Source organism: Delftia sp. K82 (genome assembly GCF_002193035.1).
Classification (GTDB): domain Bacteria; phylum Pseudomonadota; class Gammaproteobacteria; order Burkholderiales; family Burkholderiaceae_C; genus Comamonas; species Comamonas acidovorans.
In genome coordinates, this window is sequence record NZ_MYFL01000003.1 from 1004185 (window position 1) to 1026550 (window position 22366).

The 22366-nt window shown below is 68.3% G+C and carries 19 protein-coding genes and 1 tRNA gene; 7 read left to right on the top strand and 13 right to left on the bottom strand.

Annotated features, from left to right (window positions below; translation table 11 throughout):
• Positions 1-27: 27 nt before the first annotated feature.
• The 8 genes from KDK82_RS21350 to modA form a co-directional block, all read right to left on the bottom strand.
• Positions 28-1266, bottom strand: a complete 1239-nt coding sequence (locus KDK82_RS21350) for a hypothetical protein (protein WP_088166354.1) — start codon at positions 1264-1266, stop codon at positions 28-30.
• A complete protein-coding gene (locus KDK82_RS21355; RefSeq protein ID WP_088166128.1) occupies positions 1263-3551 on the bottom strand; it encodes a tetratricopeptide repeat protein in 2289 nt (762 codons plus the stop codon). The genes KDK82_RS21350 and KDK82_RS21355 overlap by 4 nt, the downstream gene beginning before the upstream one ends.
• Positions 3552-3754: 203 nt before the next feature.
• On the bottom strand, positions 3755-5083 hold the full coding sequence (gene miaB, locus KDK82_RS21360) for a tRNA (N6-isopentenyl adenosine(37)-C2)-methylthiotransferase MiaB (RefSeq protein WP_047474437.1): 1329 nt from the start codon (positions 5081-5083) through the stop codon (positions 3755-3757).
• Positions 5084-5250: 167 nt separating this feature from the next.
• Positions 5251-5649: a hypothetical protein gene (locus tag KDK82_RS21365; protein WP_088166355.1), complete on the bottom strand. Its 399-nt coding sequence runs from the start codon at positions 5647-5649 to the stop codon at positions 5251-5253.
• Between the two features lie 73 nt (positions 5650-5722).
• The gene (fdhD, locus tag KDK82_RS21370; protein WP_088166129.1) at positions 5723-6655 is read right to left on the bottom strand and encodes a formate dehydrogenase accessory sulfurtransferase FdhD; all 933 of its coding nucleotides are present in this window, start codon (positions 6653-6655) and stop codon (positions 5723-5725) included.
• 52 nt (positions 6656-6707) lie between these two features.
• Complete coding sequence (modC, locus tag KDK82_RS21375; RefSeq protein WP_088166130.1) at positions 6708-7838, bottom strand: molybdenum ABC transporter ATP-binding protein; 1131 nt, start codon at positions 7836-7838, stop codon at positions 6708-6710.
• Positions 7835-8515 carry a molybdate ABC transporter permease subunit gene (gene modB, locus KDK82_RS21380; protein WP_013804076.1) on the bottom strand — a complete coding sequence of 227 codons (681 nt, stop codon included), beginning with the start codon at positions 8513-8515 and terminating at the stop codon, positions 7835-7837. Before modB ends, modC begins: the two co-directional genes overlap by 4 nt.
• Positions 8516-8676: 161 nt before the next feature.
• Entirely contained in the window at positions 8677-9438 is a 762-nt protein-coding gene (gene modA, locus KDK82_RS21385) for a molybdate ABC transporter substrate-binding protein (protein WP_088166131.1), read from the bottom strand.
• Positions 9439-9541: 103 nt separating this feature from the next.
• Here modA and KDK82_RS21390 point away from each other — a divergent pair, with 103 nt between their 5' ends.
• From KDK82_RS21390 to KDK82_RS21400, 3 genes are all read left to right on the top strand, one after another.
• Positions 9542-10369, top strand: coding sequence for a TOBE domain-containing protein (locus KDK82_RS21390; protein WP_088166132.1), 828 nt, complete (start codon positions 9542-9544; stop codon positions 10367-10369).
• A gap of 190 nt (positions 10370-10559) precedes the next feature.
• Positions 10560-10835 (top strand): hypothetical protein, encoded by a 276-nt coding sequence (locus tag KDK82_RS21395; protein WP_012203452.1) that lies wholly within the window; start codon positions 10560-10562, stop codon positions 10833-10835.
• A gap of 118 nt (positions 10836-10953) precedes the next feature.
• The gene (locus KDK82_RS21400) at positions 10954-11364 is read left to right on the top strand and encodes a hypothetical protein (protein WP_043783239.1); all 411 of its coding nucleotides are present in this window, start codon (positions 10954-10956) and stop codon (positions 11362-11364) included.
• Positions 11365-11458: 94 nt separating this feature from the next.
• Here KDK82_RS21400 and KDK82_RS21405 read toward each other — a convergent pair whose 3' ends face one another.
• Positions 11459-12643: an MFS transporter gene (locus KDK82_RS21405; protein ID WP_170962147.1), complete on the bottom strand. Its 1185-nt coding sequence runs from the start codon at positions 12641-12643 to the stop codon at positions 11459-11461.
• A gap of 700 nt (positions 12644-13343) precedes the next feature.
• Here KDK82_RS21405 and KDK82_RS21410 point away from each other — a divergent pair.
• The 4 genes from KDK82_RS21410 (at position 13344) to KDK82_RS21425 (ending at position 18427) form a co-directional block, all read left to right on the top strand.
• Complete coding sequence (locus KDK82_RS21410) at positions 13344-14540, top strand: imelysin family protein (protein ID WP_013804069.1); 1197 nt, start codon at positions 13344-13346, stop codon at positions 14538-14540.
• A 104-nt stretch (positions 14541-14644) separates the two neighbouring features.
• On the top strand, positions 14645-16156 hold the full coding sequence (locus KDK82_RS21415) for a di-heme oxidoredictase family protein (protein WP_088166133.1): 1512 nt from the start codon (positions 14645-14647) through the stop codon (positions 16154-16156).
• Positions 16157-16170: 14 nt separating this feature from the next.
• Positions 16171-17241 carry an imelysin family protein gene (locus KDK82_RS21420; RefSeq protein ID WP_256974525.1) on the top strand — a complete coding sequence of 357 codons (1071 nt, stop codon included), beginning with the start codon at positions 16171-16173 and terminating at the stop codon, positions 17239-17241.
• Positions 17225-18427 (top strand): DUF1513 domain-containing protein, encoded by a 1203-nt coding sequence (locus tag KDK82_RS21425; protein WP_088166135.1) that lies wholly within the window; start codon positions 17225-17227, stop codon positions 18425-18427. The genes KDK82_RS21420 and KDK82_RS21425 overlap by 17 nt, the downstream gene beginning before the upstream one ends.
• Positions 18428-18521: 94 nt before the next feature.
• Here KDK82_RS21425 and KDK82_RS21430 read toward each other — a convergent pair.
• The 4 genes from KDK82_RS21430 to KDK82_RS21445 all read right to left on the bottom strand — a co-directional run bounded on the left by KDK82_RS21430 (position 18522) and on the right by KDK82_RS21445 (position 22354).
• Positions 18522-18598 (bottom strand) — tRNA-Met (locus tag KDK82_RS21430).
• A gap of 129 nt (positions 18599-18727) precedes the next feature.
• Positions 18728-19507, bottom strand: coding sequence for an enoyl-CoA hydratase (locus KDK82_RS21435; protein WP_034390562.1), 780 nt, complete (start codon positions 19505-19507; stop codon positions 18728-18730).
• A gap of 74 nt (positions 19508-19581) precedes the next feature.
• On the bottom strand, positions 19582-21507 hold the full coding sequence (locus KDK82_RS21440; protein WP_088166136.1) for a M61 family metallopeptidase: 1926 nt from the start codon (positions 21505-21507) through the stop codon (positions 19582-19584).
• A 130-nt stretch (positions 21508-21637) separates the two neighbouring features.
• Positions 21638-22354, bottom strand: coding sequence for a DsbC family protein (locus tag KDK82_RS21445; protein WP_034390564.1), 717 nt, complete (start codon positions 22352-22354; stop codon positions 21638-21640).
• Between the last annotated feature and the right edge of the window lie 12 nt (positions 22355-22366).

The window sequence follows — 22366 nt, forward strand, 5'->3', positions numbered from 1 at the left end:
CAGACAGCACAACAAGGGTGAAGGCGTTCATCGCGGATTTCCTGTCCTGCCCGGTGTTCCCGGTGTTGCCGGCGATCCCGCCCGGCGGCGCGCCAGCTCCAGCGACTGCTGCAGGGCCGCGCTGCGCGGCATGCGCTCGAAGGCGGGCACGGGCACGGTGTCGCGGCGTGCCGCGACCAGCCATTGCATCAGGGGCGACCGGATGTCCAGCTGCTCCAGCAGCGCCGGGTGGGACTGCAGCAGCCACAGCTGCTCGGCCTCGGTGTGCAGCTCGCTGGCCGCGCACCAGGCAGCTGCGCTGCCCGTGGCCAGCAGCTGTGCCGGTCGGCGCACGATGCCCATGGCCAGGGCGTCCGCTGGCACCTCGCCATCGGTATCGAGGTGATTGAGCAGGGCCAGCACATCGGCCAGGTAGCGCGCAATCGGCGGGCGGTTCTGCTTGCCCTTGATCTGGTCGATGCGCAGCCGCCCGTCGTCCCGCACCTGGGCGCTGACGGTGATGCGCGGCTGGGCCGTGCCCGTGCGGTAGCTGAACAGCCGCAGCCGGCCCTGCTCACAGGCTTCGGCGTAGTGCTCGCCATAGCCGCCGCGCAGTGCGCCGCGCTCGCTGAACTGGCCCAGGCAGTGGCGCATCATCTGGCTTTCATAGGCCATTTCGGCGCGCAGGTCCGGGCTTTGGGCATCGAATTCGACGAAGACACCCAGCTGGCCACGCAGCAGCGGGCGCACGGCGCCGGGCCGGTGCTCGGCCCAGCCGCTGTCGCTTTTCCGGGCGAAGGCCAGGTGCTCCAGCGTCCAGCGCGCCAGCGCCTGCGGGCAGTTGATGCGCTGCAGCTTGCCCTCCAGCGCGGTGCCGCGCCGGGTGGACAGGAACTCCAGCAGCCGGCTCTCCAGCGCCAGCAGGGGTGCGCTGTCGGGCTCCACCCACCACAGCGGCGCGCTGCCGTCGGCCGCGGGCCTGTCCGGTGACAGCGGCTGGCGGGCCGCATGTTCGCGCAGGCGCTCCAGCGCCCAGGCGGCAGGCTCGGCGCGCCGGTGCAGGCGCAGCAGCTCGGCCTGCGTGGACACGGGCTGCACGGCAGGCGGATCGGCGTCGAGGTTGCCGATCACATGGCGGTAGAAGTGGTTGGCCAGCCAGGCGGCGATCTCCTCGCTGTCGCCGCGTGCGGCGCTGCGCTCGCGGATGCGCTGCTTGATGGCCGGCGCATTGACCACGTCGCGCGGCCGATAGGCACTGGCGGCGTTGGCACCGGCGCCCGGGTTCACCACAGCTTCCACCAGGGCTTGCTGTCCGAGCGCAGCTTGAGGCAGCGCTTGAGGCCGTCCTTTGCCATCCTGTGCTCGGCCTCGCCGTCGTCGGGCGTGAGCTTGGCGATGGCCTCGCGGTGCAGGGCCACGGCCTGGTCGATGGGGCCGCAGCTTTCCATGGCGCAGGCCAGGCGGCGCAGCGTGTAGCACTCGCCCAGGGCGCGCACTTCGGGCAGCAGGGCGTCCAGGCGCGGGCGCACCAGTTCGCCATGGTTTTCGGAGAAGAAATCGAGCAGGGACATCAGCGAGGCCAGGTAGTCGCGCCGCTGTTCGCGCTGGTCGTCCTCGTCCAGTTCCTCGAACCACTGGTCCAGGCGCTCCAGCCAGATGCCGATTTCGCCTGCGCGGCCCAGCTGGTAGAGCGCCAGCGCCGCGCTGGGGAAGTAGTCCGTGGGGCAGTGGCGGCTGTAGCCGTAGTCCTGGGTGAAGTGCCACAGCTGCTCGGCCGCCGTGACGATGCCGGGGCGGTCGTCACGGCGGATGGCGCACCACAGCAGGCCGTCATGGTGTTCGGCAAAGGGGCTGCTGGACAGGCCCTTGTGGTGCAGGGCCGCCGCCTCTTCATAGCGCTGCTGCGAGCGGTACTTGATGGCCAGGTTGTTGCAGAGCATGGAGTAGACGTGCAGGTGCGCGTCCTTGTACCGGCCCTGGCCGGTGGCCCAGAAGGCTTCGAAGCGGGCCAGGCCCTCTTCGTAGTAACGCTGCACCAGCGGCTCGCGCACCTCGTCGCCCGGCACCTGCCGGCCTTCGCCCATGATGGCGGCCAGGTCGTCCTCGTCGTCCAGGGTCACGCCCGCTGCATAGCACCAGTGGGCGCCATGGCCCTGCGCAAAGGGGCGCTGCAGCGCCTGCGCGGCGGGCAGCACGGCGAAGCGCGCGGCCCAGAGCATAGGCAGCAGCTCGGAGTTGGCGTGCCGGGGCTGCTCGGTCACGCCGCGCTCCAGCAGAGGCAGGGCCTGCTCCCATTGGCGGTCCTTGGCCAGGCGCCAGCCGTCGATCAGGTCCAGCAGAGGGTGGCCGGGCGCCTGGGTGCGCGCCAGGGCCAGGTAGTCGTCGGCGCTGCGCGGAGCAGCCGGGCTGTCTTCCAGGATCTCCTGCATGTCGGAATCCAGTCCCGCCCAGGCCAGGATCAGCGCCCAGGCCGGTGCATGGGCGGTGTCGCTGTCCACTCTGCGCAAGGCCAGTTCATAGCCCTGACGGGCCGATCCGGGGCGGCTGTGCAGCACGCTTTCCAGCGCCAGGTCCGCCGCATCGGCCAGGCGGCCCGCCTCTTCCAGCCACTGCAGCACCAGGCCGCTGAAGGCATCGTCGGAGTCATCCACCAGGCCGAAGCGGCCCAGCGCGGCCAGCTGCAGCGCGGCCTCGGGCTGGCCCATGGCATGGCAGGCCATGGCCTGCAGCCGGGCCGCATGGACCTTGCGGTGCGTGCGCACCGCCTGCGATGCGGCGGGGCTTTCGGTGCGGGCCAGGTGCTGCTCCGCCGCCATGAGCACGGCCGGAACGCTTTGCGGGGCCAGCGGCAGGACCTCGCGCGCGAGGTGCAGCCAGTCGTCGAAGTCCACGTTCTGCTCTGCATCGGCCTGGGTCAGCAGCGCCGTGGCGGCCTGCACCTGGCGCACGGTGGCGGGCACATCGCCGCGCAGACGGGCCAGCTCGGCCTTGCGCAGGCAGGCACGCGCGTCGCGGCGCGCGGGGGAGGCCTCGCCATCCGGGTCGCTGCGTTCGTGGCTGCGCTGCAGGTCCACGCCTTGCTCGGCCAGCTCCCAGGCCTGGGCTTCGCGGGCCAGGTAGTGCCAGCCGTTCCAGTAGCGGTAGGGCTCGCTGGTATGCGGCAGCCGGCCCATGAGATCGGCAGCGGGCGCGAGCAGGGCCACGCCGCCTTCACGGTCAAAGCGCAGCCGGCTCTGGATGTCGCTGAGCGCCAGGCTGGCCGTGGCCAGCAGGTGGTTGTCGCCCTGCAAGGGCTGCAGCGTGGCAGCGCGGTGTTCGCGCAGCAGTGCGTTGGCGGTTTCGGGCCGTTCCAGGTCCAGCCAGAGATCGTGCAGACGCTCCAGCTCGCCCACCGTGGCCGGGGCGAAACGCTGCTGGGAGAGCAGCTCCATGACGGCCGCCTGGCGTTCGGCCGGGGCGATGGGGCTGGCATCAGCCTCCTGCTGCAGCAGGTCGTGCGCCTGGTCCATGAAGGCATGCAGGGCTTCGCCCTCAAGGACGGCCTGGGCGGTGGCGGGCTGGGAGGTGTTCATGGAATCGATAGCAAGCAAGCGAAGCTGGAAAAGCCATGCAGGCCGACGGACCTCAGGGCGGCGACCCCGCGATGCTAGCGGGCCAGCCGGCACCATGCCAGAGTGGCCGGGCTGTTTTCACGTCCTGTTACATGCAAAAAAGCCCGGCATTGCCGGGCTTTAGTTAAGAAGGAGGTCGCTGGGCCGCCGGGGCCGGGTTGCGGTCAGTGGCGCACCACGACTTCGCCGCGCAGCGTGAAGGTGCGGGCCTCGGTGATCTTCACATCGATCATCTGGCCGATCAGGCGTTCGTTGCCCGGGAAGTTCACCACGCGGTTGCACTCGGTGCGGCCCATGAGTTCGCTGCCATCGCGCTTGGACAGTCCTTCCACCAGCAGGCGCTGCACTGTGCCCACGCGCTCGTCGCTGATGTCCTTGATGTTGTTGTTGATCACGGCCTGCAGCTCCTGCAGGCGGCGCAGCTTGACCTCGTGCGGCGTGTCGTCGTGCAGGTTGGCGGCCGGCGTGCCGGGGCGGGGGCTGAAGATGAAGCTGAAGCTGTTGTCGAAGCGCACGTCGTGGATGAGCTTCATCATCTTCTGGAAGTCTTCCTCGGTCTCGCCGGGGAAGCCCACGATGAAGTCGCTGCTCATGGCCATTTCGGGCCGGATGGCGCGCAGCTTGCGGATGGTGCTCTTGTATTCCATGGCCGTGTAGCCGCGCTTCATGGCCATCAGGATCTTGTCGCTGCCGTGCTGCACGGGCAGGTGCAGGTGGCTGACCAGCTTGGGCAGCCGAGCGTAGGCCTCGATCAGGCGCGGCGTGAACTCGTTGGGGTGGCTGGTGGTGTAGCGGATGCGCTCGATGCCGGGGATCTCGGACACGTATTCCAGCAGCAGGGCAAAGTCGGCGATCTCGGCCGTGTCACCCATCTTGCCCAGGTAGGCGTTGACGTTCTGGCCCAGCAGCGTGACTTCCTTCACGCCCTGGTCGGCCAGGCCGGCGACCTCGATCAGCACGTCCTCGAACGGGCGGCTGACTTCCTCGCCGCGCGTATAGGGCACGACGCAGTAGCTGCAGTACTTGGAGCAGCCTTCCATGATGGAGACGAAGGCCGAGGAGCCTTCCACGCGCGCGGGCGGCAGGTGGTCGAATTTCTCGATCTCGGGAAAGCTGATATCGACCTGGGGCTTGTGCCTGGCGGCGCGTGCATTGAGCAGCTCGGGCAGGCGGTGCAGGGTCTGCGGGCCGAAGACCACGTCCACATAGGGCGCGCGCTTGATGATTTCCTCGCCCTCCTGGCTGGCCACGCAGCCGCCCACGCCGATGAGCACGCCGCGTTCCTTCAGGTGCTTGTAGCGGCCCAGGTCGCTGAACACCTTCTCCTGCGCCTTCTCGCGCACCGAGCAGGTGTTGAACAGGATCAGGTCGGCCTGCTCGGGATCGTCGGTGGACTCGTAGCCCTGGGCTGCGCCCAGCACATCGGCCATCTTGTCCGAGTCGTACTCGTTCATCTGGCAGCCGAAGGTTTTGATAAAGACTTTCTTGGACATGGTGGGGTTCCGTCAGGCAGCCACCGCACTGCAAGCGGCGGTCTGCAAAAAATGAAGGTGGCTCGGCCAGGGTGCGGCGTGCCCCATGGCCGGGCCGCTGCGCCCCGCAAGGCGCGGGCCGCGTCAGCCGTGTACGTGCTGTGCGCTTGCTGTGGTGTGCGCGGTGCTCAGTTGAAGATGCGCTGCAGCATCGACTTGGGCTTGTAGTGCTTGTCGGCCTCGGCCTTGGTCAGGATCCAGGCCTGGTGCAGCCACTGCGTCTGCGGCTCGATCACATAGCCCACCACGAGCTTGCTGCCCCGGTAATTGATGGCCTGCACCAGCGTGCGTTCAGGGCTGAACAGGCGAAAGCCCGGACTGGTGCGAATGGTCTTGCCGTCGATCTCCACCTCGGGGAACTGGGTCACGACCAGCTCGCCGAACTGGGCCTGCGGCGGGAAATTGCGCGTCTCGTTGGACGGCAGGCCCTGCGCGGCCACGCCCAGGCTGGCGCAGGCCAGGCCGGCGAGCAGGGCGCCGGCACACAGGCGGCGGACGGTAGAGAAATGGGGCTTGCAGCGGTTCATGGTGTACATCCAGGGGCTGAACCCGCGATTCTACGAACTTGCCGCTGCGCAGGCGTGGCACTCGGGCATTGGGTCAGGTGCGGCCCGGCGCATACAGCACCGCCTTGGGCGGGCGGCACAGGCCCCAGAAGCGCAGGCCGATCAGTTCGGCCATCTGCACGCCCATGGCCGTGGGTGCGGAGATGGTGGCCAGGGCGGCGATGCCGACCTTGGCGCATTTGCGCACCAGCTCATGGCTGCCGCGGCTGGATAGCACGACAAAGCCGGCCTCGCCCAGGCGGCCTGTGCGGGAGAGGCGGCCGACCAGCTTGTCCAGCGCGTTGTGGCGGCCCACGTCTTCGAGCACATCCGTCAGTTGCCCGTCCAGCCCTGCCCAGCCTGCGGCATGCACGGCTCCGGCTTCGGCGTTGAGCAACTGCAGCGGCGGCAGTGCCGCGATGGCTGCGCAGACGGTGTCGGCATCGACACGGGCGATCCAGTCGTGCGTGGGCAGGGGGTCGAAGGACAGGTCCAGCGCCGCGAAGCTGTCCACGCCGCAGACACCGCAGCCCGTGCGCCCGCTCATGCTGCGGCGCCGGTCCTTGAGGCGGGCGAAGCAGCGCGAGGCCACGTCCAGCTGCACCTCAATGCCGTCCATGCCGGCCGGCAGGCCTGCGGCCTGTGCAGCCACGGTGCGCACCTCGATGCCGTAGCAGTCGGCAGCGCTGTCCAGAATGCCTTCGGTGAGCGCAAAGCCCAGCGCAAAGTCTTCCAGGTCCGAGGGCGTGCCCATCATCACGGCATGGGAGATGCCATTGAACACCAGGGCGATGGGGACTTCGCTGGCCAGCACCTGCGGCTCGGCCTGGATGCTGACGGCGCCGCCTTCACCGAGCCGGTGGCGCGCCACCGCATGCGTGCGCAGCGCGGCAATGGCAGGCGGGGTGGCGCATGCAGCATCTGCTGCGCCGGGGCCTGCGTCTGGGGCGGGGACGGGTGCGGGGGCGTGTTCGGTGGTGGCGTTCATGGCGTGGGCCGCGCAGGCGGCTTCCGCATGATATCGGCGCCGCCGCGCGTGCTCAGTCCAGCAATGCCATGCCCTTGATCTGGGCGAAGACATGCATGCCCGGCGCAATGCCCAGCTGCCGGGCGGAATGCAGGGTGATGCGTGCCAGCAGGCGGGACGGGCCCAGCTGCAGCGAGACCATGACCTGGCCCGGGCCGTCCTCACGCAGCTCCTGCACGGTGGCCGGGAGGATGTTGAGGATGCTGCTGTCTTGCGGGTGCTGCAGGCTCAGGCTCACATCGCGTGCCTGCACGCGCAACTGCACGGTTTCGCCGATGGGGCGCGGGCAGGCCATGACAAGGCGCAGACGCCCGCCATCGAAGCACAGCGTGCTCAGGTGTGCATCGGGATCGTGCTGCTGGACCTGTGCGCTGACCATGGCCGCTGCCGTGTCGCCCATGCTCAGGGGCAGGTCCAGCCGTGCCAGCAGTTCGCTGGTGGCGCCGGCCGCGACGATGCCGCCTGCCTTGAGCAGCACCAGGTGCTGGGCCAGGCGAGCGACCTCGTCGATGGAGTGGCTGACGTAGAGGACGGGAATGTCGAGTTCGCGGCGCAGCTGGTCCAGGTAGGGCAGGACCTCGGCCTTGCGCTGGGCGTCCAGCGCGGCCAGGGGCTCGTCCATCAGCAGCACCCGCGGGCTGGTGGCCAGCGCCCGCGCAATGGCCACGCGCTGGCGCTCGCCGCCCGACAGGGTGGAGGGCATGCGGTCCATCAGGTGGCCTATGCCCAGCAGGGACACGGCCTGGTCCTGGGACACCTTGCGCCGTGCGGCCGGCGTGCGCCGCATGCCGTAGTCGATGTTGCGCCGCACGGTCAGGTGCGGGAACAGGCTGGCCTCCTGAAACACATAGCCCAGCGCACGGCGGTGCGTGGGCAGCCATTGGCTGGCCGCATCGTCCTGCCAGACCTCGCCGTTGACGGCGACGCGGCCGCGCGCGCGCTCCAGTCCTGCCAGGGCGCGCAGGCAGGTGGTCTTGCCGCAGCCCGAGGGGCCGAACAGGGCGGTAACGCCGCGCCCGGGCAACTGCAGCTGCACATCAAGGCGGAAGTCTGCACGCTCCAGCGCCAGGTTTGCGATGATTTCCGAGGAGGGATGGGAGTGCGCGGCGCCGGACATCAGGGAGGGAGAGAAGGCGGTCATCATGCGCGGCGCTCCTCACGCGGCTGCAACAGGTGCAGGGCCAGAAGAACCAGGAAGGAGAACACCACCATGCCGCCTGCCAGCCAGTGGGCGTGGGCGTACTCCATGGCCTCCACATGGTCGTAGATCTGTACCGAGACCACGCGCGTCACGCCGGGAATATTGCCGCCCAGCATCAGCACCACGCCGAACTCGCCCACGGTGTGCGCAAAGGTCAGCACGGCCGCCGTGATGAAGCCCGGCCGCGCCAGCGGCAGCGCCACGGTGAAGAAGCGGTCCAGCGGCCCCGCGCCCAGGCTGGCCGCAGCCTCCATGGGCCGCGTGCCCAGGGATTCGAAGGCACGCTGCAATGGCTGGACCGTGAACGGCATGGAATAGACCAGCGAACCGATGACCAGGCCCGGAAAAGTGAAGGGCAGGGTGCTCAGCCCCAGCGCCTGCGTCAGCTGCCCCACGGGGCCGTTGGGACCCATGGTCACCAGCAGGTAAAAACCGATCACCGTGGGCGGAAGCACCAGGGGCAGCGCCACCACGGCGCCAATCGGGCCGCGCCAGCGCGAGCGCGTATGCGCCAGCCACCAGGCCAGCGGCGTGCACAGCGTCAGCAGCAGCACCGTGGTCACGCTGGCAAGTTTCAGCGTCAGCCGTATGGCGGCGTAGTCGTCGGCGGTAAGAATCATGCGGGGCAAATAGCAGGTGTCCGTAGGAAAACACAGCCCGAGAAACCGGCGCGGCCCAAGTCAGAGACAGCAAGCAAGGGCCTACGCCGGCCGCGCCGCCCCGCCCCGCAGCGAGGCTGTCGTCCCCTTCAGGGGGAAGCGGCGTAGCCAATCAGGGGGGGTCAAAGCCCGTAGCCGTACGAGCGGATGATGGCACGGGCCTTGTCGGCGCGCAGGTACTTCATCAGCTCGGTGGCGGCTTCGTTGTCCTTGCCGCTGTTGAGCACGACGGCGTCCTGGCGGATGGGCTCGTGCATGGAGCCGGGCACCTGCCAGGCCGAGCCTTCGCGCAGCTTGCCGTTTTCCATCACCTGCGACAGGGCCACAAAGCCCAGCTGGGCATTGCCCGTGGCCGCGAACTGGTAGGTCTGGGCAATGTTCTCGCCCATGACGATGCGCGGCTGCACCTGGGCCGTGATGCCCAGCTTGTTCAGCACTTCCATGGCGGCCGTGCCATAGGGCGCCAGCTTGGGATTGGCCACGGCGATGTGCTTGTAGTCGCCGGTCTTGAGGACCTCGCCCTTGTCGTCCACATAACCGGCCTTGGGGCTCCACAGCACCAGCTGGCCGATGGCGTAGGTGAAGCGCGAATCGGGCAGGCCACGGCCTTCCTTGGCGATCTTCTCGGGCGTGGTGTCGTCGGCGGCCAGCAGGATCTGGAAGGGCGCGCCGTTGACGATCTGTGCATAGAACTTGCCCGTGGCGCCGAAGGACAGCAGGGCCTTGTGGCCGGTGTCCTTCTCGAACTCGGCGGCGATCTTCTGCATGGGCGCCGTGAAGTTGGCGGCGACGGCCACCGACACTTCGGCGGCCTGCGCGGCGGCCCAGCCGAACAGGGCAAGGGCGGCGAAGGCGGTGGCACGCAGGGGCTGGTTCACGTTCATGGGTCTCTCGCTATTCCGTTGGTGAATAGCGCAGTGTAACGACCTGAAAATGCGCATGCAGGGTGCAGGCGTTTTGCTTGGCGGGAAATAACGCTTGGCGGGCATGATGCTGCGCATGACAGCCGCAACCCCCGCTTCTCCCTCAGACCTGGTGCCCGCGCTGGGCCATGACCTGGCCGACCGGCGCATTGCCATCCTGCGGCATATCGCGGCAGGGCATTCGATTTCCCAGGCCGCGCGCGAGGCGGGTGTCAGCTACAAGGCGGCCTGGCAGGCGCTGGATGTGCTGACCAATCTGGCGGGCCGCGCCCTGGTGGAGCGCTCGGTGGGCGGCGCCGGCGGTGGTGGCGCGCGCATCACCGAGGCCGGGCAGGCCCTGCTGGCCATGGCCGATGCGCTGGAGCAGGCGCGCGCGCAGGTGCTGCAGCGCTTTGGCGGGCCCGCCGGCGTTTCTTCGGCGGCTCCCGGGCTGGGGCTGGGCCTGCGCACCAGCATGCGCAATCTGTGGCCTTGCCGGGTTGGTGCCCTGCAGGCGCAGGGCGCCCAGGTCCGCGTCTGGCTGCTGCCCGACGGCGGCGGGGATGCATCAGGCATTGCCGCACGCATCACCGAAGAAAGCGCCCAGTTGCTGGGCCTGGCGCCGGGCCTGCCCGTGATGGCGCTGTGCAAGGCCACGGCCGTGCAGGTGCTGCCTTCGGCGCCACGCTCCGATGTGCATGCCCAGGCCAATGCCTGGCCCGCCCAGGTGCAGCGCGTGGCCCGGGCCGACAGGGCGGGGCCGCGTGAAGTGGTGGCACAACTGCCCTGGGGCGGTAGCGGCGTGGGTTACGCGGCCGAGCCGGCAGAGGGCGAGTCCTGGACTTTGCGCGCAGGGCGCAAGGTCTGGCTGACGGTGCCGGAGTCCGCCGTGGTGCTGGCCGTGGCCGATTGAGCAGATGGAGCGGATGGAGTGTTGAAGGAGCAGCAGCGCGTTGCGCATGCGCAGCAGTGGCTGCAGATTCGGACGGGTCTGATGGCGCATTCAGGGCGGTATACGAAGAATTGCGCCGCTGTGAAACCTGCGCGCTCTGGCGGCGCGGGCTTTTCTGGCGACCGAATCATCGAAACCTCCCTGGCCCTCCATGAGCATCCTGAAATTGCGCAGGCAAGAGAAAGTGGCGGTCTACACCGCCCTGCTGTGTTCCTTCATTGCAGCGTTCATCTTCTTCGCGTCCGAAGGTGTTGCTGACAGTTTTCGGCAGCGGCTGGATGCGCTGGCCATCTGCGCCGTCATCGGTGCGCTGGTGACCTGGTTCAATCACTGGTGGTTCCGGGTCTGGGGCTGGCATCTGGTGCCTGTGACCCTGCTGCTGTTTTATGCCGGCACGCTGGCCGCAGGATGGCTGTTTGGCGGATGAAGGCGGTGAAGGCGGATGAAGGATGATGAAGGCGGTGATGTGGGAACCTGCCGCCACGCTTTGCATCGAAGATCCTTTTCGACTGCCTCACCAGGCCATCCACGGCCTTGCCCCTGCCATGAAGACCACCCTGTCCGCCGCCCTGATCTGCCTGTTCCTGTCCACCCCGGCCATGGCCCGTCCGCTGGACCCGGCGCCTCTGGACGCCTCGCAGTTCAACCTGGGGCTGGTCGGGTTCGCGGGCGAGATCTCGCCTGCGGAGCGGCACCTTGAAGCCATGCTCAGGCGGCCCGAGGCCAATGCCGTCCTGCTGTCGGTGATCGACGATCCGCGCCGATCTCCCGTGGCCAAGCTCTATGCGCTGTGCGGGCTCAAGCGCATGGGCAGCGGCGGCTACGAGGCAGCGCTGATCAAGCTGCGCGGCTTTGAGGGCCAGGTCTCCGTGATGCTGGGAGACCAGATGTTCCAGGAAGACATCCGCGAGGCGGCAGACCGCATCGAAAACCTGGAGTGCAGCGAAGGCGGCTGAGCCTGGGCACGCCGGTTGCCGGACAAAAAAAGAGCTGCCATCGGCAGCTCTTTGCATTGTGGGGCATCGTTCTGAGCCGGAGAATCTGAGCCGCTCAGGACAGCTCGCGCCCCTTGAGTTCAGGGATCAGGAAGGCCGTGGCCAGCATGTCCAGCACATAGATGGCCGCCAGCAGGGCGATCGCCACCTGGAACGAATAGCTCATGGCCAGCGCACCGATCACCACCGGGCCCAGTCCGCCCACGGCGCGGCCGATGTTGAACAGCACGTTCTGCGCGGTGGCACGGGCCTCGGTGGGGTAGGCCTCGCTCATCACGGCGCCGTAGCCGCCCATCATGCCGTTGACGAACAGGCCCATGAGGGCGCCTGCCCAGAGCATGGCCGTGGGATCGGACAGCTGCGAATAGAGCACGACCATGATGACCGAGCCCAGCTGGAAGATCAGGAAGCTGGGCTTGCGGCCGATGCGGTCGGCCAACTGGCCGAAGACCCAGATGCCGACCATCATTCCCACCACGGTCACGGCAGTCCATATCGAGGACTTGGTCAGGCTGAAGCCCAGTTGCTTGGACAGGAAGCTGGGCATCCAGATCATGATGCCGTAGTAGCCGAAGTTCTGGACCGAGGTCAGCACGATCACGCCCAGGCTGACCTTGGTCGTGGCGCGGTCCTTCACCAGCAGCTTCAGGCTTTGCAGTACCGGCACGCGGGCCGAGGGCGTGGCGGACTGCTGGCGCTTCACGAAGACTTCGGGCTCGTGCAGCTTGTTGCGGATCACCCAGGCCACCACGGCCGGTATCACGCCCACCAGGAACATGCCGCGCCAGCCGATGAGGGGCAGCAGCAGCGGCGTCAGCAGCGCCGCACCCAGCACGCCCATTTGCCAGCCCAAGGCCACGTAGGACGAGACGCGGGCGCGGTGGCGTGCGGGCCAGGCCTCGGCAGCCAGTGCCATGCCGATGCCGAACTCACCGCCCAGGCCGATGCCCGCAATCGTGCGGTAGGCCAGCAGGTCCCAGTAGCCCTGCGCGAAGGCGCACAGGCCCGTGAAGACTGCGAACAGCATGATGGTCCAGGTCAGCACGCGGATGCGCCCGTAGCGGTCGCTGAGCAGGCCGAAGAAGATGCCGCCGAACACGGCACCGATCAGCGTCCAGGTCACCAGCGAACCGGCCTGGCCCGGCGTGAGGTGCAGGTCGGCCGAGATGGCCGACAGCATGAAGCCCAGGATCAGCAGGTCGAAGCCGTCCATGGCATAGCCCACGGCCGAGCCGGCCAGGGCCTTCCAGCTGTAGCCATTGACCTGGGTGGCATGTGTGCCGACATGCGTGTCTGTGCTGGCGCCGGCAGCAGTGGCTGCGAGCGCCCCGGAGGAAGTGGTGGTCACGTGAAAATCCTTGAAAGCCAGGACGGCGCGCGCTCTCGCTGGGGTGCGGCACCACGCAAAACGCCTGCGCCGCCGGCTGGGCCGGCGTGCGGGCACGCTGCGCGTGTGCGGCATCCTGGAGTGGCGATGGGCACGGGAAATCCTGGTGGGAAAACAAGCTGGGCGGCCGGCATGCCGGAGCATGGCAGGGGCTGCGCGCAAAGACAGAGCGCAAGGTGCAGCGCCAAAAGACCGCTTCTGCAAAAAGCGAAAGCCCTGAAATCGGCCGGGCGATCAGGGCTTGGAGGCGGTGGGCAGGCCCTGCGAGGAGAGGGCGGCCCATGCGAGCGGGCGCAATGGTAAGGCAAGTCGCCAGCCAAGGCAAGCTGCAGGGCTTATGCCAGGGCGATGGGTCTTTGGCCGGGGCGCCAAGGGGGCTCGTGCTAGGCTGGCGCCCGCTGCGGCCATTGCGCCGCTGGCGCGCCCCATTACTGCCCGGGTCCGTCTATGACCTTGCGGTGCAGTGCGGCGATATCTCGCAGGTTTTGCCAATAAAAACAATTCTCATTACAGTTTGGCATTCCGAGTTCTCCAACCTCCGATCCTTTCTGCCATGCATCCCATCCTGATTGCAGCCGCCCTGGCCCTGGGCGCGGCCGCCCCGATGAGCCAGGCCGCAGCCGCCGGCACCGTTCAACAGCCCGTGAAGAAGAGCCTCTCCGTTGCGGAGGTGGTCAAGCATTACGGCACCCTGGTGCACGCCAATTACTCGGACTCCATCAGCTCCGCCAAGACCATGCAGAAAGCCATTGCGGCTTTTCTGGCGGCGCCCAGCGAGCAGGGCCTGAACCAGGCACGCAAGGCCTGGCTGGATGCCCGGGAGTACTACGGCCAGACCGAAGCCTTCCGCTTCTACGCCGGTCCCATCGACAACGATGAAGGCCCCGAAGGGCAGATCAACGCCTGGCCCATGGACGAGTCCTATGTGGACTATGTGGAAGGCAATCCCAACGCCGGCATCATCAACAACCGCAAGGAAGCCATCACCAAGAAGCGCCTGGCCGAGCTCAACGAGCATGACGGCGAGGAGAACGTTTCCACCGGCTGGCACGCCATCGAGTTCATGCTCTGGGGCCAGGACCTGAATGACAAGGGGCCGGGCGCGCGTCCGTACACCGACTTCGTCGATGGCAAGAAGTCCAATGCCGACCGCCGCCGCGAGTACCTGAAGGTGGTGACCGCGCTGCTGATCGAGGATCTGCAGTCCGTGGCCGACCAGTGGAAGCCCGGCTCGCCCAAGAACTTCCGCGCCCAGTTCGAGAAAAAGCCCGACGACGCGCTGCGCCGCATCTTCGTGGGCCTGGGTTCGCTGTCGCGCGGCGAGCTGGCCGGCGAGCGCCTGGAAGTGGCCCTGGCCAGCCGCGACCAGGAAGACGAGCACTCCTGCTTCTCGGACAACACGCACCGCGATGCGGTGACCAATGCCCAGGGCATCCTCAACGTCTGGCAGGGCAGCTACAAGCGCCTGGATGGCAGCGAGTTGCAAGGCCCGGGCATCAAGGACTGGGTGGCCTCCAAGGACAGCGCGCTGGCCGACAGGACCACGCGCCAGATCACGCAGTCGGTGCAGGCGGCCCAGGCCATTCCCGCGCCGTTCGACCAGGCCATCCAGGGCGCGCGCGACTCGGCTTCGCGCGCCAAGATCCAGGCCACCATCGACAGCCTGGTCCAGCAGAGCAAGGATCTGGTGGAGGCGGCCAATGCCGTCGGCATCACCCAGCTCAACCTGGTGGACCCCAAGGCCAACTAAAAGAACATCCACGCCAGCGTCCATCCATTCCTGCGCCCATGTGCCAAGGCCGCCGCCCCCGAAAGGGTTCGGCGGCCCTGGCTTTTCCAGGGACGTCCCCACCCATGAATCTCTCCCCCTCGCTGCTGGTCGCTGCCTCCCTGGTCCTGATGGGCTGCTCGGCCCAACAGCAGGACACGGTGGCTGCCGCTCCAGCGCGCGCGCCAGCACCGCAGCCTGCTCCCGATCCAGCTCCCGATCCAGCTCTTTTGTTCGCGGCACCCGGCGAGCCCCTGCCCCCGGGTGGCCAGACCACGGTCCACGCCACGGGCCGCAACGCCTTCTCGCTGCCTGCCGCCAACCTGGAGGATGCAGAGCGCACGCGCTTCGTCATCGGCAACTCCTTCTTCAAGCGCAATTGGGTGCAGGCGCCGGCCTCCACCACGGCGCGCGATGGCCTGGGCCCGCACTTCCTTGCGCGCTCCTGCGGCGGCTGCCATGTGCAGGACGGCCGCGCCCAGCCGCCCGACTTCCACAATCCGCTCAAGCCCCAGCCCTTCGCGGGCCTGCTCATGCGTCTGTCCATTCCGGGCGACGGCCCGCACGGCAGCCCGGTGCCGGACCCGGTCTATGGCGACCAGTTCAATACCGAGGGCGTGCTGGGCGTCAAGGGCGAGGGCCAGCTGCGCATCCGCTATGAACAGGTGCATGGCCGCTTTGCCGACGGCACGGCCTACACGCTGGAAAAGCCGGTCTACGAGCTGGCTGCGCTCAACTACGGCCCCCTGGCCGCCAACCTGATGACCAGCCCGCGCATTGCGCCCCAGGTCATCGGCCTGGGCCTGCTGGAGCACATCCCGGAGTCCGAGATCCTGGCCAACGCTGCTGCCCAGGCGGCCCTGGGCGGCCCCATCAAGGGCCAGCCCAACTATGTCTGGGATGCCTACGGCGAACGCATGATGCTGGGCCGCTTCGGCTGGAAGGCCAACGTGGCCTCCATTGCCCACCAGACGGCTTCGGCCTTCCTGGGCGATATCGGCATCACATCGAAGCGTTTCCCGCACCAGACCTGCACGCCCGCGCAAAAGGACTGCCTGGCAGCGCCCAACGGCAACGGCGCCGAGGGCGTGGAGATCGAGGACCGCGTGCTGGACGACGTGATCTTCTACCAGGCCACGCTGGCGCCGCCTGCACGGCGCAACGCCAGCGACCCGGCCGTGCGCCGTGGCGAGGCACTGTTCCACCAGGCCCAGTGTGCGCAGTGCCACCGGCCCTCGTACAAGACCGGCGGGGAGCTGTTCCCCGCGCTGTCGCCGGCACTCAGCAGCAAGGGGTTGTCGGGCCAGACCATTGCGCCCTACACCGACCTGCTGCTGCACGACATGGGCGATGCGCTGGCCGATGGCCGGCCCGACTTCAAGGCCTCAGGCCGCCAGTGGCGCACGCCGCCGCTGTGGGGCATAGGCCTGCTGCCCGATGTCAACAACCACCAGCGCCTGCTGCACGACGGCCGTGCGCGCGGCGTGCTCGAAGCCATCCTCTGGCACGGCGGCGAGGCCGAAGCCGCGCGCGAACAGGTGCGCCAGTTCAGCGCCGAAGACCGTGAAGCCCTGGTCAAATTTGTGGAGTCCCTCTGATGCAAGACATGCGCATGACCCCTCGCCAAATCCTTTGTGCCGCCGCGCTGGCGCTGCTGGCCGCCGCCCCGGTCCATGCCCAGGAAGTGGATGCCAACATGGCCATCCCCTTCTACAACACGGCCCACGCCGTGCAGGGGCTGTACGTCCAATGGTTCGCGCCCCAGGCCAAGGCCGCGCAGGCATCCGCCCAGGCGCTGAGCCAGGCGCTGCGCGCGCACTGCACGGCACCTGCGGCACCTGCGGGATCGGCTGCCGCCACGCTGCAGACGGCGCGCCAGGCCTATGTGCAATCGTCGCGGCAGTGGAGCAGCCTCTCGGCCGTGGCCCTGGGGCCGCTGGTGGAGCGCCGCTCGGCGCGTCTGGTGGACTTTCGCCCCGTGCGCCCGGCCCTGCTCAAGAAGGCCATACAGTCGGCCCCCGCCGATCTGGCTGCCATGGAGCGCATCGGCGCACCCGCCAAGGGATACCCGGCGCTCGAGAACCTGCTGTGGACCCAGCCCGTGGAGCCGCAGACGCCGGCCTGCGCCTATGCCACCCTGGTGTCCGAGGAAATCGGCGCCGAGATGGGCATCCTCAGCAACGGCTTTGCCAAGCTCGCGGCCCAGGATTGGTCCGAGGACGGCGATGCCACCACCGAAGCCATGGCCGAGTTCATCAACCAGTGGGTGGGCGGCCTGGAGCGCCTGCGCTGGGCGGACATGGAAAAGCCTTTGCGCAGTGCAGGCAGCAAGCCCCCCGCCTGGGAGCACCTGGCCAGCGGCAGCACCGTTGAGATCTGGCGCGCGCACTGGCAGGGCCTGCGCACGCTGGCCGTGAGCGTGGACCGCAAGGTGCCCCAGCCCGGCGTGGACATCGTGCCCATCGAGTCCTACCTGCGCGGCCGTGGCCTCAACCCGCTGGCCGACCGCTGGCTCAAGGCCGTCAACGAGGCCGATGCCGGCATGCGCGCCCTGACCGAGCCGAGCGCCAAGGCCGTCGATGCCGCGACCAAGCCGCTGTCGCGCCTCAAGCGCCTCATGGAAGGCGAGGTGGCGCCTGCGCTGGAAGTCAACATCGGGTTCTCGGATGCCGACGGGGATTGAGCAGGCGCTGAATCGCCGCCGCTGGCTGCAGGGCATGGGGCTGCTGGCTGCCATGCCGCTGGCAACCTCCCATGCGGCCAGGCCGTCTGGACCGGCACGGTCGCTGGCTGCGGCCTGGATGCAGGGCGAGCAGATGCGTGTCGGCATCGTGCAGGCCAGTGCGCAGGTGGACAGGCCGCTGCAGGTGCTGCAGGCGCTGGATGTGCCCACGCGCGCCCATGGCATGGCCGCGCTGCGCGACGGCTCCGTGGTCTTCGCCAGCCGCCGCCCCGGTGACTGGCTGGTGCGCCTGAAGCCGGGACAGGCCGCCGAGGATGCGCAGTGGCAGTGGATCGAGCCCGACCGCTTCTTCAACGGCCATATCATCGAAAGCGCCGATGGCCGCCATCTCTACACCACCGAGACCGACCTGGAAGATGCCCAGGGCCTGATCGGCGTGCGCGATGCCATCACCTTGGAGAAGATCGCCGAATGGCGCACGGGCGGCATGGACCCGCACCAGTTGCTGCTGGACGCCGACGGCACGCTGATGGTCGCCAATGGCGGCATTCCCACGCAGTCCGAAACCGGCCGGCGCAAGCTGCAGCTGGACCACATGGATTCGTCCATCGCGCGGCTGCTGCCGGCCGAAGGCGGCGCCCGTGCCGGCCTGTGGAAGCTGGACGACAGCCGCCTGAGCCTGCGCCACCTGGCCTGGGGCCCGCAGGTCGCCCACGCGCCCGCACGCCGCTGGCTGGGCATTGCGCTGCAGGCCGAGCACCGCGACACCGAAGCGCGCGCCGCCGCGCCCGTGCTGGCCCTGTTCGATGGCCACCGTTTGCATGCCGTGCCCCTGCCCGAATGGCGCGAGCCCCTGGCCGGCTATGGCGGCGACATAGGCTGCGACGGCCAGCTCTTTGCCGTCAGCTGCCCGCGCGTGAACACCGTCACCTGGTGGCAGGTGCCCGACAGCGGCCAGGCCAGCGGACGCTGGCTGCGCGGCGATGCCATGCCGGGCGTGTACTGCGTGGCCAACGCAAGTGTCTCGCTGGATGCCAAGGGCCGGCCCCTGCCTGCCGAGCCCGCGCTGTGGATGGGCGGCGCACGCCAGGCCCAATTGCGCCAGCGCGGCCAGGTGCTGCGCACGGTGCCGGTTCCCGGCATGGCGCTGGACAACCACTGGATTGCGTTGGAGCGCGGCAGCTAGCAGCCGGAGGCGGCGCCGCAAACGGCGCGCTCTGGCGGAGTGCAGCGCCAACGGAAAAAGGGTCTACGTTTGCACGTAGACCCTTTTTTTTGTTTGGTGGCGCTTCACGGATTCGAACCGCGGACCTGTGGATTATGATTCCATCGCTCTAACCGACTGAGCTAAAGCGCCGTAAGACCTAAATTATATGCAGAATTTTCGGTCGATCCGGCAAGTTGTGCAAATTTCTCGAAATTTCTTTGCGAGAGGCTTGCTGCGCCTTGCCGGAAGACGCGCATTGTAGCGCGACTTTCAGCCCGCTCAGAGATGCTTGAAGTTGGCGGGACGCTTGTTGACGAAGGCGTCCATGCCTTCCTTCTGGTCCTGCGTGGCGAACAGCGCGTGGAACAGGCGGCGCTCGAACATGACGCCGTCGGCCAGCGAGCCCTCGAAGGCGCGGTTCACCGATTCCTTGGCCGCCATGACGGCGATCTGCGAGAAGCCGCTGATGATGATGGCGGCGCCCAGGGCTTCGTCCATGAGCTTGTCGAAGGGCACGACGCGGCTGACCAGGCCGGCGCGCTCGGCCTCGGTGGCGTCCATCATGCGGGCCGTGAGGGCCATGTCCATGGCCTTGGACTTGCCCACGGCGCGCGGCAGGCGCTGCGTGCCGCCGGCGCCGGGGATCACGCCCAGCTTGATTTCCGGCTGGCCGAACTTCGCATTGTCGGCGGCGATGATGAAGTCGCACATCATGGCCAGCTCGCAGCCGCCGCCGAGGGCAAAGCCGCTGACGGCGGCGATCACGGGCTTGCGGATGGAGCGGATGGCTTCCCAGTTGCGTGTGATGTAGTCGCCCTTGTAGGCATCGGCAAAGCTGTACTTGGCCATGGCGCCGATGTCGGCGCCAGCCGCGAAGGCTTTCTCGCTGCCGGTGATGATCATGCAGCCGATGGCCTCATCGGCATCGAAGGCCTGCAGGGCCTGGCCCAGCTCGTCCATGAGCTGGTCATTGAGCGCGTTGAGCTGCTTGGGGCGGTTGAGCGTGATGATGCCGACCTTGTCGGCTTCGACGCGAACTTCAATCATTTCGTAGGCCAAGGGAGTCTCCTGCTGGGGTTGTCGTCGTGATCCTCAAGAATAACCGGCCGGCGGCGCGGGACGGCATGCGCCGTTCAGGGCGTGGCAGGCGCCTGCGCAGTGCCCGTGTGCCCGGCCAGCCAGCGTCCAGCGGTCTCCTCGTCCGTGATTTCCAGTCCGAGATTGCTGGGGGCGGGCGCCGCCAGGGTGCCGGATGTGGCAGCTTTTGCATCGCCGTTGTCCGTTTTCTCCACCATGGCGGCGGCCTCGGACAGCAGGCCCGAGCCCCAGGGCAGGGTCAAGGCCAGGATCTGCCGGTCGCGGGCCACCCAGGCGACGATGTCCAGGGCCGTGCCTGCATAAAGCGCCACGTCGTCCAGCCGGGTGATGCGCCAGCGCGCGGGCTGTGAATCCTCGGCGCCGGTGGGCAGCTCGATGGCCAGCCATTCGTCGCCCGCCATGAAGCCTGCGCGCTCGGCCAGGCTGCCGCGCAGCACGGTCTTGATGGTGATGCCCTGGCTTTCCTGCACGCGCAGGCCCAGGCGCTGGGCAGTCTGCGCCGGCTCGGCCTTGGCCTGTACGCCGTGAGCGGCCAGCAGCTCGGCCAGCGGCAGGTCGTCGGTGCCGTGCACCCATTGCGTGATCTCGGGCGCGAAGCTGCGCCCGCCCAGGTCCTGCAGCACGGCCAGCACGTCGGCCTCGCGCATGGGGCCGCCCTGGCAGCGCTGCCACAGCGCGCGCATCACGTCGTCCAGCGTGCTGCGGCCTTCGCGGCGCAGTTGCAGGTCCAGGGCCAGTGCGACCAGGCAGCCCTTGGTGTAGTAGCTGACGGTCTGGTTGGGCGTGTTCTCGTCCTGGCGGTAGTACTTGACCCAGGCGTCATAGCTGGCCTGGGCCACGGACTGCAGGTGTCGGCCCGGCGTCTGCAGCACCTGGTTGATGGTGCGCGTGATGAGCTTGAGGTACTGGGCGTTGTCGATCAGGCCGGCGCGGCGCAGCAGCAGGTCGTCGTAGTAGCTGGTGAAGCCTTCGAAGAACCACAGCAGCTCGGTGTAGTTCTCCTGCCCGTAGTCGTAGCGTGCGAATTCTGCGGGGCGCAGGCGCTTGACGTTCCAGGTGTGGAAGTACTCGTGGCTGATCAGGCCCAGCAAGGTGGTGTAGCCCTCGGCGGCCTTGCGCTCGCCCACGCGCGGCAGGTCGCGCCGGCCGCAGATCAGGGCCGTGGAGTTGCGGTGCTCCAGGCCCCCATAGCCGTCATCGACCACGTTGAGCATGAACACATAGCGCTGCATGGGCGCGGGCGTGGCCTGCTCGCCCGTACCGTGCCAGAAAGCCAGCACGGTCTCGCAGATCCTGCGTGCATCGGCAATCAGGCGCGCGCCGTCGAAGCTGGGCGCGGCGCCCGCCACGATGAAGCTGTGCGGCACGCCCGCGGCCACGAAGTCGCCACGCCAGAAGCTGCCCATCTCCACGGGGCAGTCCACCAATTCGTCGTAGTGGGCGGCGCGGTACAGGCCCCAGCCGCGCGCATCGGTGTCCACGGCGTCCAGGCCGGTGGCCACCTGCCACGATGCCGTGGCATCCGACGCAAGCAGTTGCAGCGTGTGCGGCGTGTCTTCCTGGCCGTGCACGCGCAGGCACAGGCTGGTGCCGTTGAAAAAGCCGCGGCGGCGGTCCAGCCAGGCCGTGCGCACCGAGCTGTCATAGGCGCAGAACTGGTAGTGGAGCACCAGGGGCACGCCGGCTGCGCAGTCGGCCTGCCAGAGGTTCTTGCCCTGCTGGGCCAGCGCGACGGGGCGACCGTCCTGCTCGGCAGACAGGCCCTGGAGGTTCTTGGAGAATTCCCGCACCAGATAGCTGCCGGGAATCCAGACCGGCAGCGACAGGGTCTGGCCAGCAGCCGGGCGGGCGATGTGCAGTTGCACGCTGAACAGGTGCGCGTCCACATCAAGGGCCTGCACGCGGTAGTGGATGTCCGCTGCGGCAGTGGCAGTGGCGGTGGCGGCGAGGGGAGAGGTCATTCGGGCTCCTGCAGGTGTGGCCTGGAGGCTGCCCGGACCCGCTGCGGCGGGCTGGAGCCGGGAAGCTCCGGCCGAGGGGGATCAGGTGGGCGGGCCCGGCGTCCATGGCGCCGGGCCCGCCCGGTGGCGGTCAGCGCGCGGCTGCGGCTGCGGCCAGGTTCTTCTCGACTTCCTGGGCGCTGATGGCGCCAGGCACGCGGGTGTTGTTGGTGAAGATGACGGTGGGCGTTCCCGTGATCTTGTACTTGCGGCCAAAGGCCAGGTTGCGCTGCACGGCCGAGGTGTCGCACTGGGCGGCGGCCGGCACCTTGTCGCGCAGCATGTGGTCGGCCCATGCACCGGCCTGGTCCTTGGCGCACCAGATGTTGCGCGACTTCTCGGCCGAGTCGGGGCTCAGGATGGGGTACAGGAACAGGTAGATGGTGACGTTGTCCACGGTCTGCAGGTCGCGCTCGAAGCGCTTGCAGTAGCCGCAGTTGGGGTCTTCGAACACGGCCATCTTGCGCTCGCCCTTGCCGTGGACGATGGTCACGGCGTCCTTGAGCGGCAGCTGCTTGAAGTCCACCGCCGTCAGCTGGTTCATGCGGTCTTCGGTGAGATTGCGGCGCGCCTTGGTGTCGATCAGCTCGCCCTGGATCAGGTAGTTGCCCTTGGCGTCCGTGTAGAACAGGTCCGTGCCGATGCGCACCTCGAACAGGCCGGACATGGGCGTGGGGCGGATTTCGTCGATCTTTTCCAGCTGGGGAATGCGCTCGGTCAGCGTCTTGCGCAGGTTGGCGTCCTGGGCATGGACACCGAGGCTCCAGGTCAGGCTGGCGGCCGTCAGCAGGCAGGCGAAGAGTTTCATGGCAATGCGGTG

Excerpts from the sequence above, each read along its gene's own strand:
- KDK82_RS21355 (WP_088166128.1), bottom strand. The coding sequence starts at position 3,551 with ATGAACACCTCCCAGCCCGCCACCGCCCAGGCCGTCCTTGAGGGCGAA.
- miaB (WP_047474437.1), bottom strand. The coding sequence starts at position 5,083 with ATGTCCAAGAAAGTCTTTATCAAAACCTTCGGCTGCCAGATGAACGAG.
- KDK82_RS21365 (WP_088166355.1), bottom strand. The coding sequence starts at position 5,649 with ATGAACCGCTGCAAGCCCCATTTCTCTACCGTCCGCCGCCTGTGTGCC.
- fdhD (WP_088166129.1), bottom strand. The coding sequence starts at position 6,655 with ATGAACGCCACCACCGAACACGCCCCCGCACCCGTCCCCGCCCCAGAC.
- modC (WP_088166130.1), bottom strand. The coding sequence starts at position 7,838 with ATGATGACCGCCTTCTCTCCCTCCCTGATGTCCGGCGCCGCGCACTCC.
- modB (WP_013804076.1), bottom strand. The coding sequence starts at position 8,515 with ATGATTCTTACCGCCGACGACTACGCCGCCATACGGCTGACGCTGAAA.
- modA (WP_088166131.1), bottom strand. The coding sequence starts at position 9,438 with ATGAACGTGAACCAGCCCCTGCGTGCCACCGCCTTCGCCGCCCTTGCC.
- KDK82_RS21390 (WP_088166132.1), top strand. The coding sequence starts at position 9,542 with ATGATGCTGCGCATGACAGCCGCAACCCCCGCTTCTCCCTCAGACCTG.
- KDK82_RS21395 (WP_012203452.1), top strand. The coding sequence starts at position 10,560 with ATGAGCATCCTGAAATTGCGCAGGCAAGAGAAAGTGGCGGTCTACACC.
- KDK82_RS21400 (WP_043783239.1), top strand. The coding sequence starts at position 10,954 with ATGAAGACCACCCTGTCCGCCGCCCTGATCTGCCTGTTCCTGTCCACC.
- KDK82_RS21410 (WP_013804069.1), top strand. The coding sequence starts at position 13,344 with ATGCATCCCATCCTGATTGCAGCCGCCCTGGCCCTGGGCGCGGCCGCC.
- KDK82_RS21415 (WP_088166133.1), top strand. The coding sequence starts at position 14,645 with ATGAATCTCTCCCCCTCGCTGCTGGTCGCTGCCTCCCTGGTCCTGATG.
- KDK82_RS21420 (WP_256974525.1), top strand. The coding sequence starts at position 16,171 with ATGACCCCTCGCCAAATCCTTTGTGCCGCCGCGCTGGCGCTGCTGGCC.
- KDK82_RS21425 (WP_088166135.1), top strand. The coding sequence starts at position 17,225 with ATGCCGACGGGGATTGAGCAGGCGCTGAATCGCCGCCGCTGGCTGCAG.
- KDK82_RS21440 (WP_088166136.1), bottom strand. The coding sequence starts at position 21,507 with ATGACCTCTCCCCTCGCCGCCACCGCCACTGCCACTGCCGCAGCGGAC.
- KDK82_RS21445 (WP_034390564.1), bottom strand. The coding sequence starts at position 22,354 with ATGAAACTCTTCGCCTGCCTGCTGACGGCCGCCAGCCTGACCTGGAGC.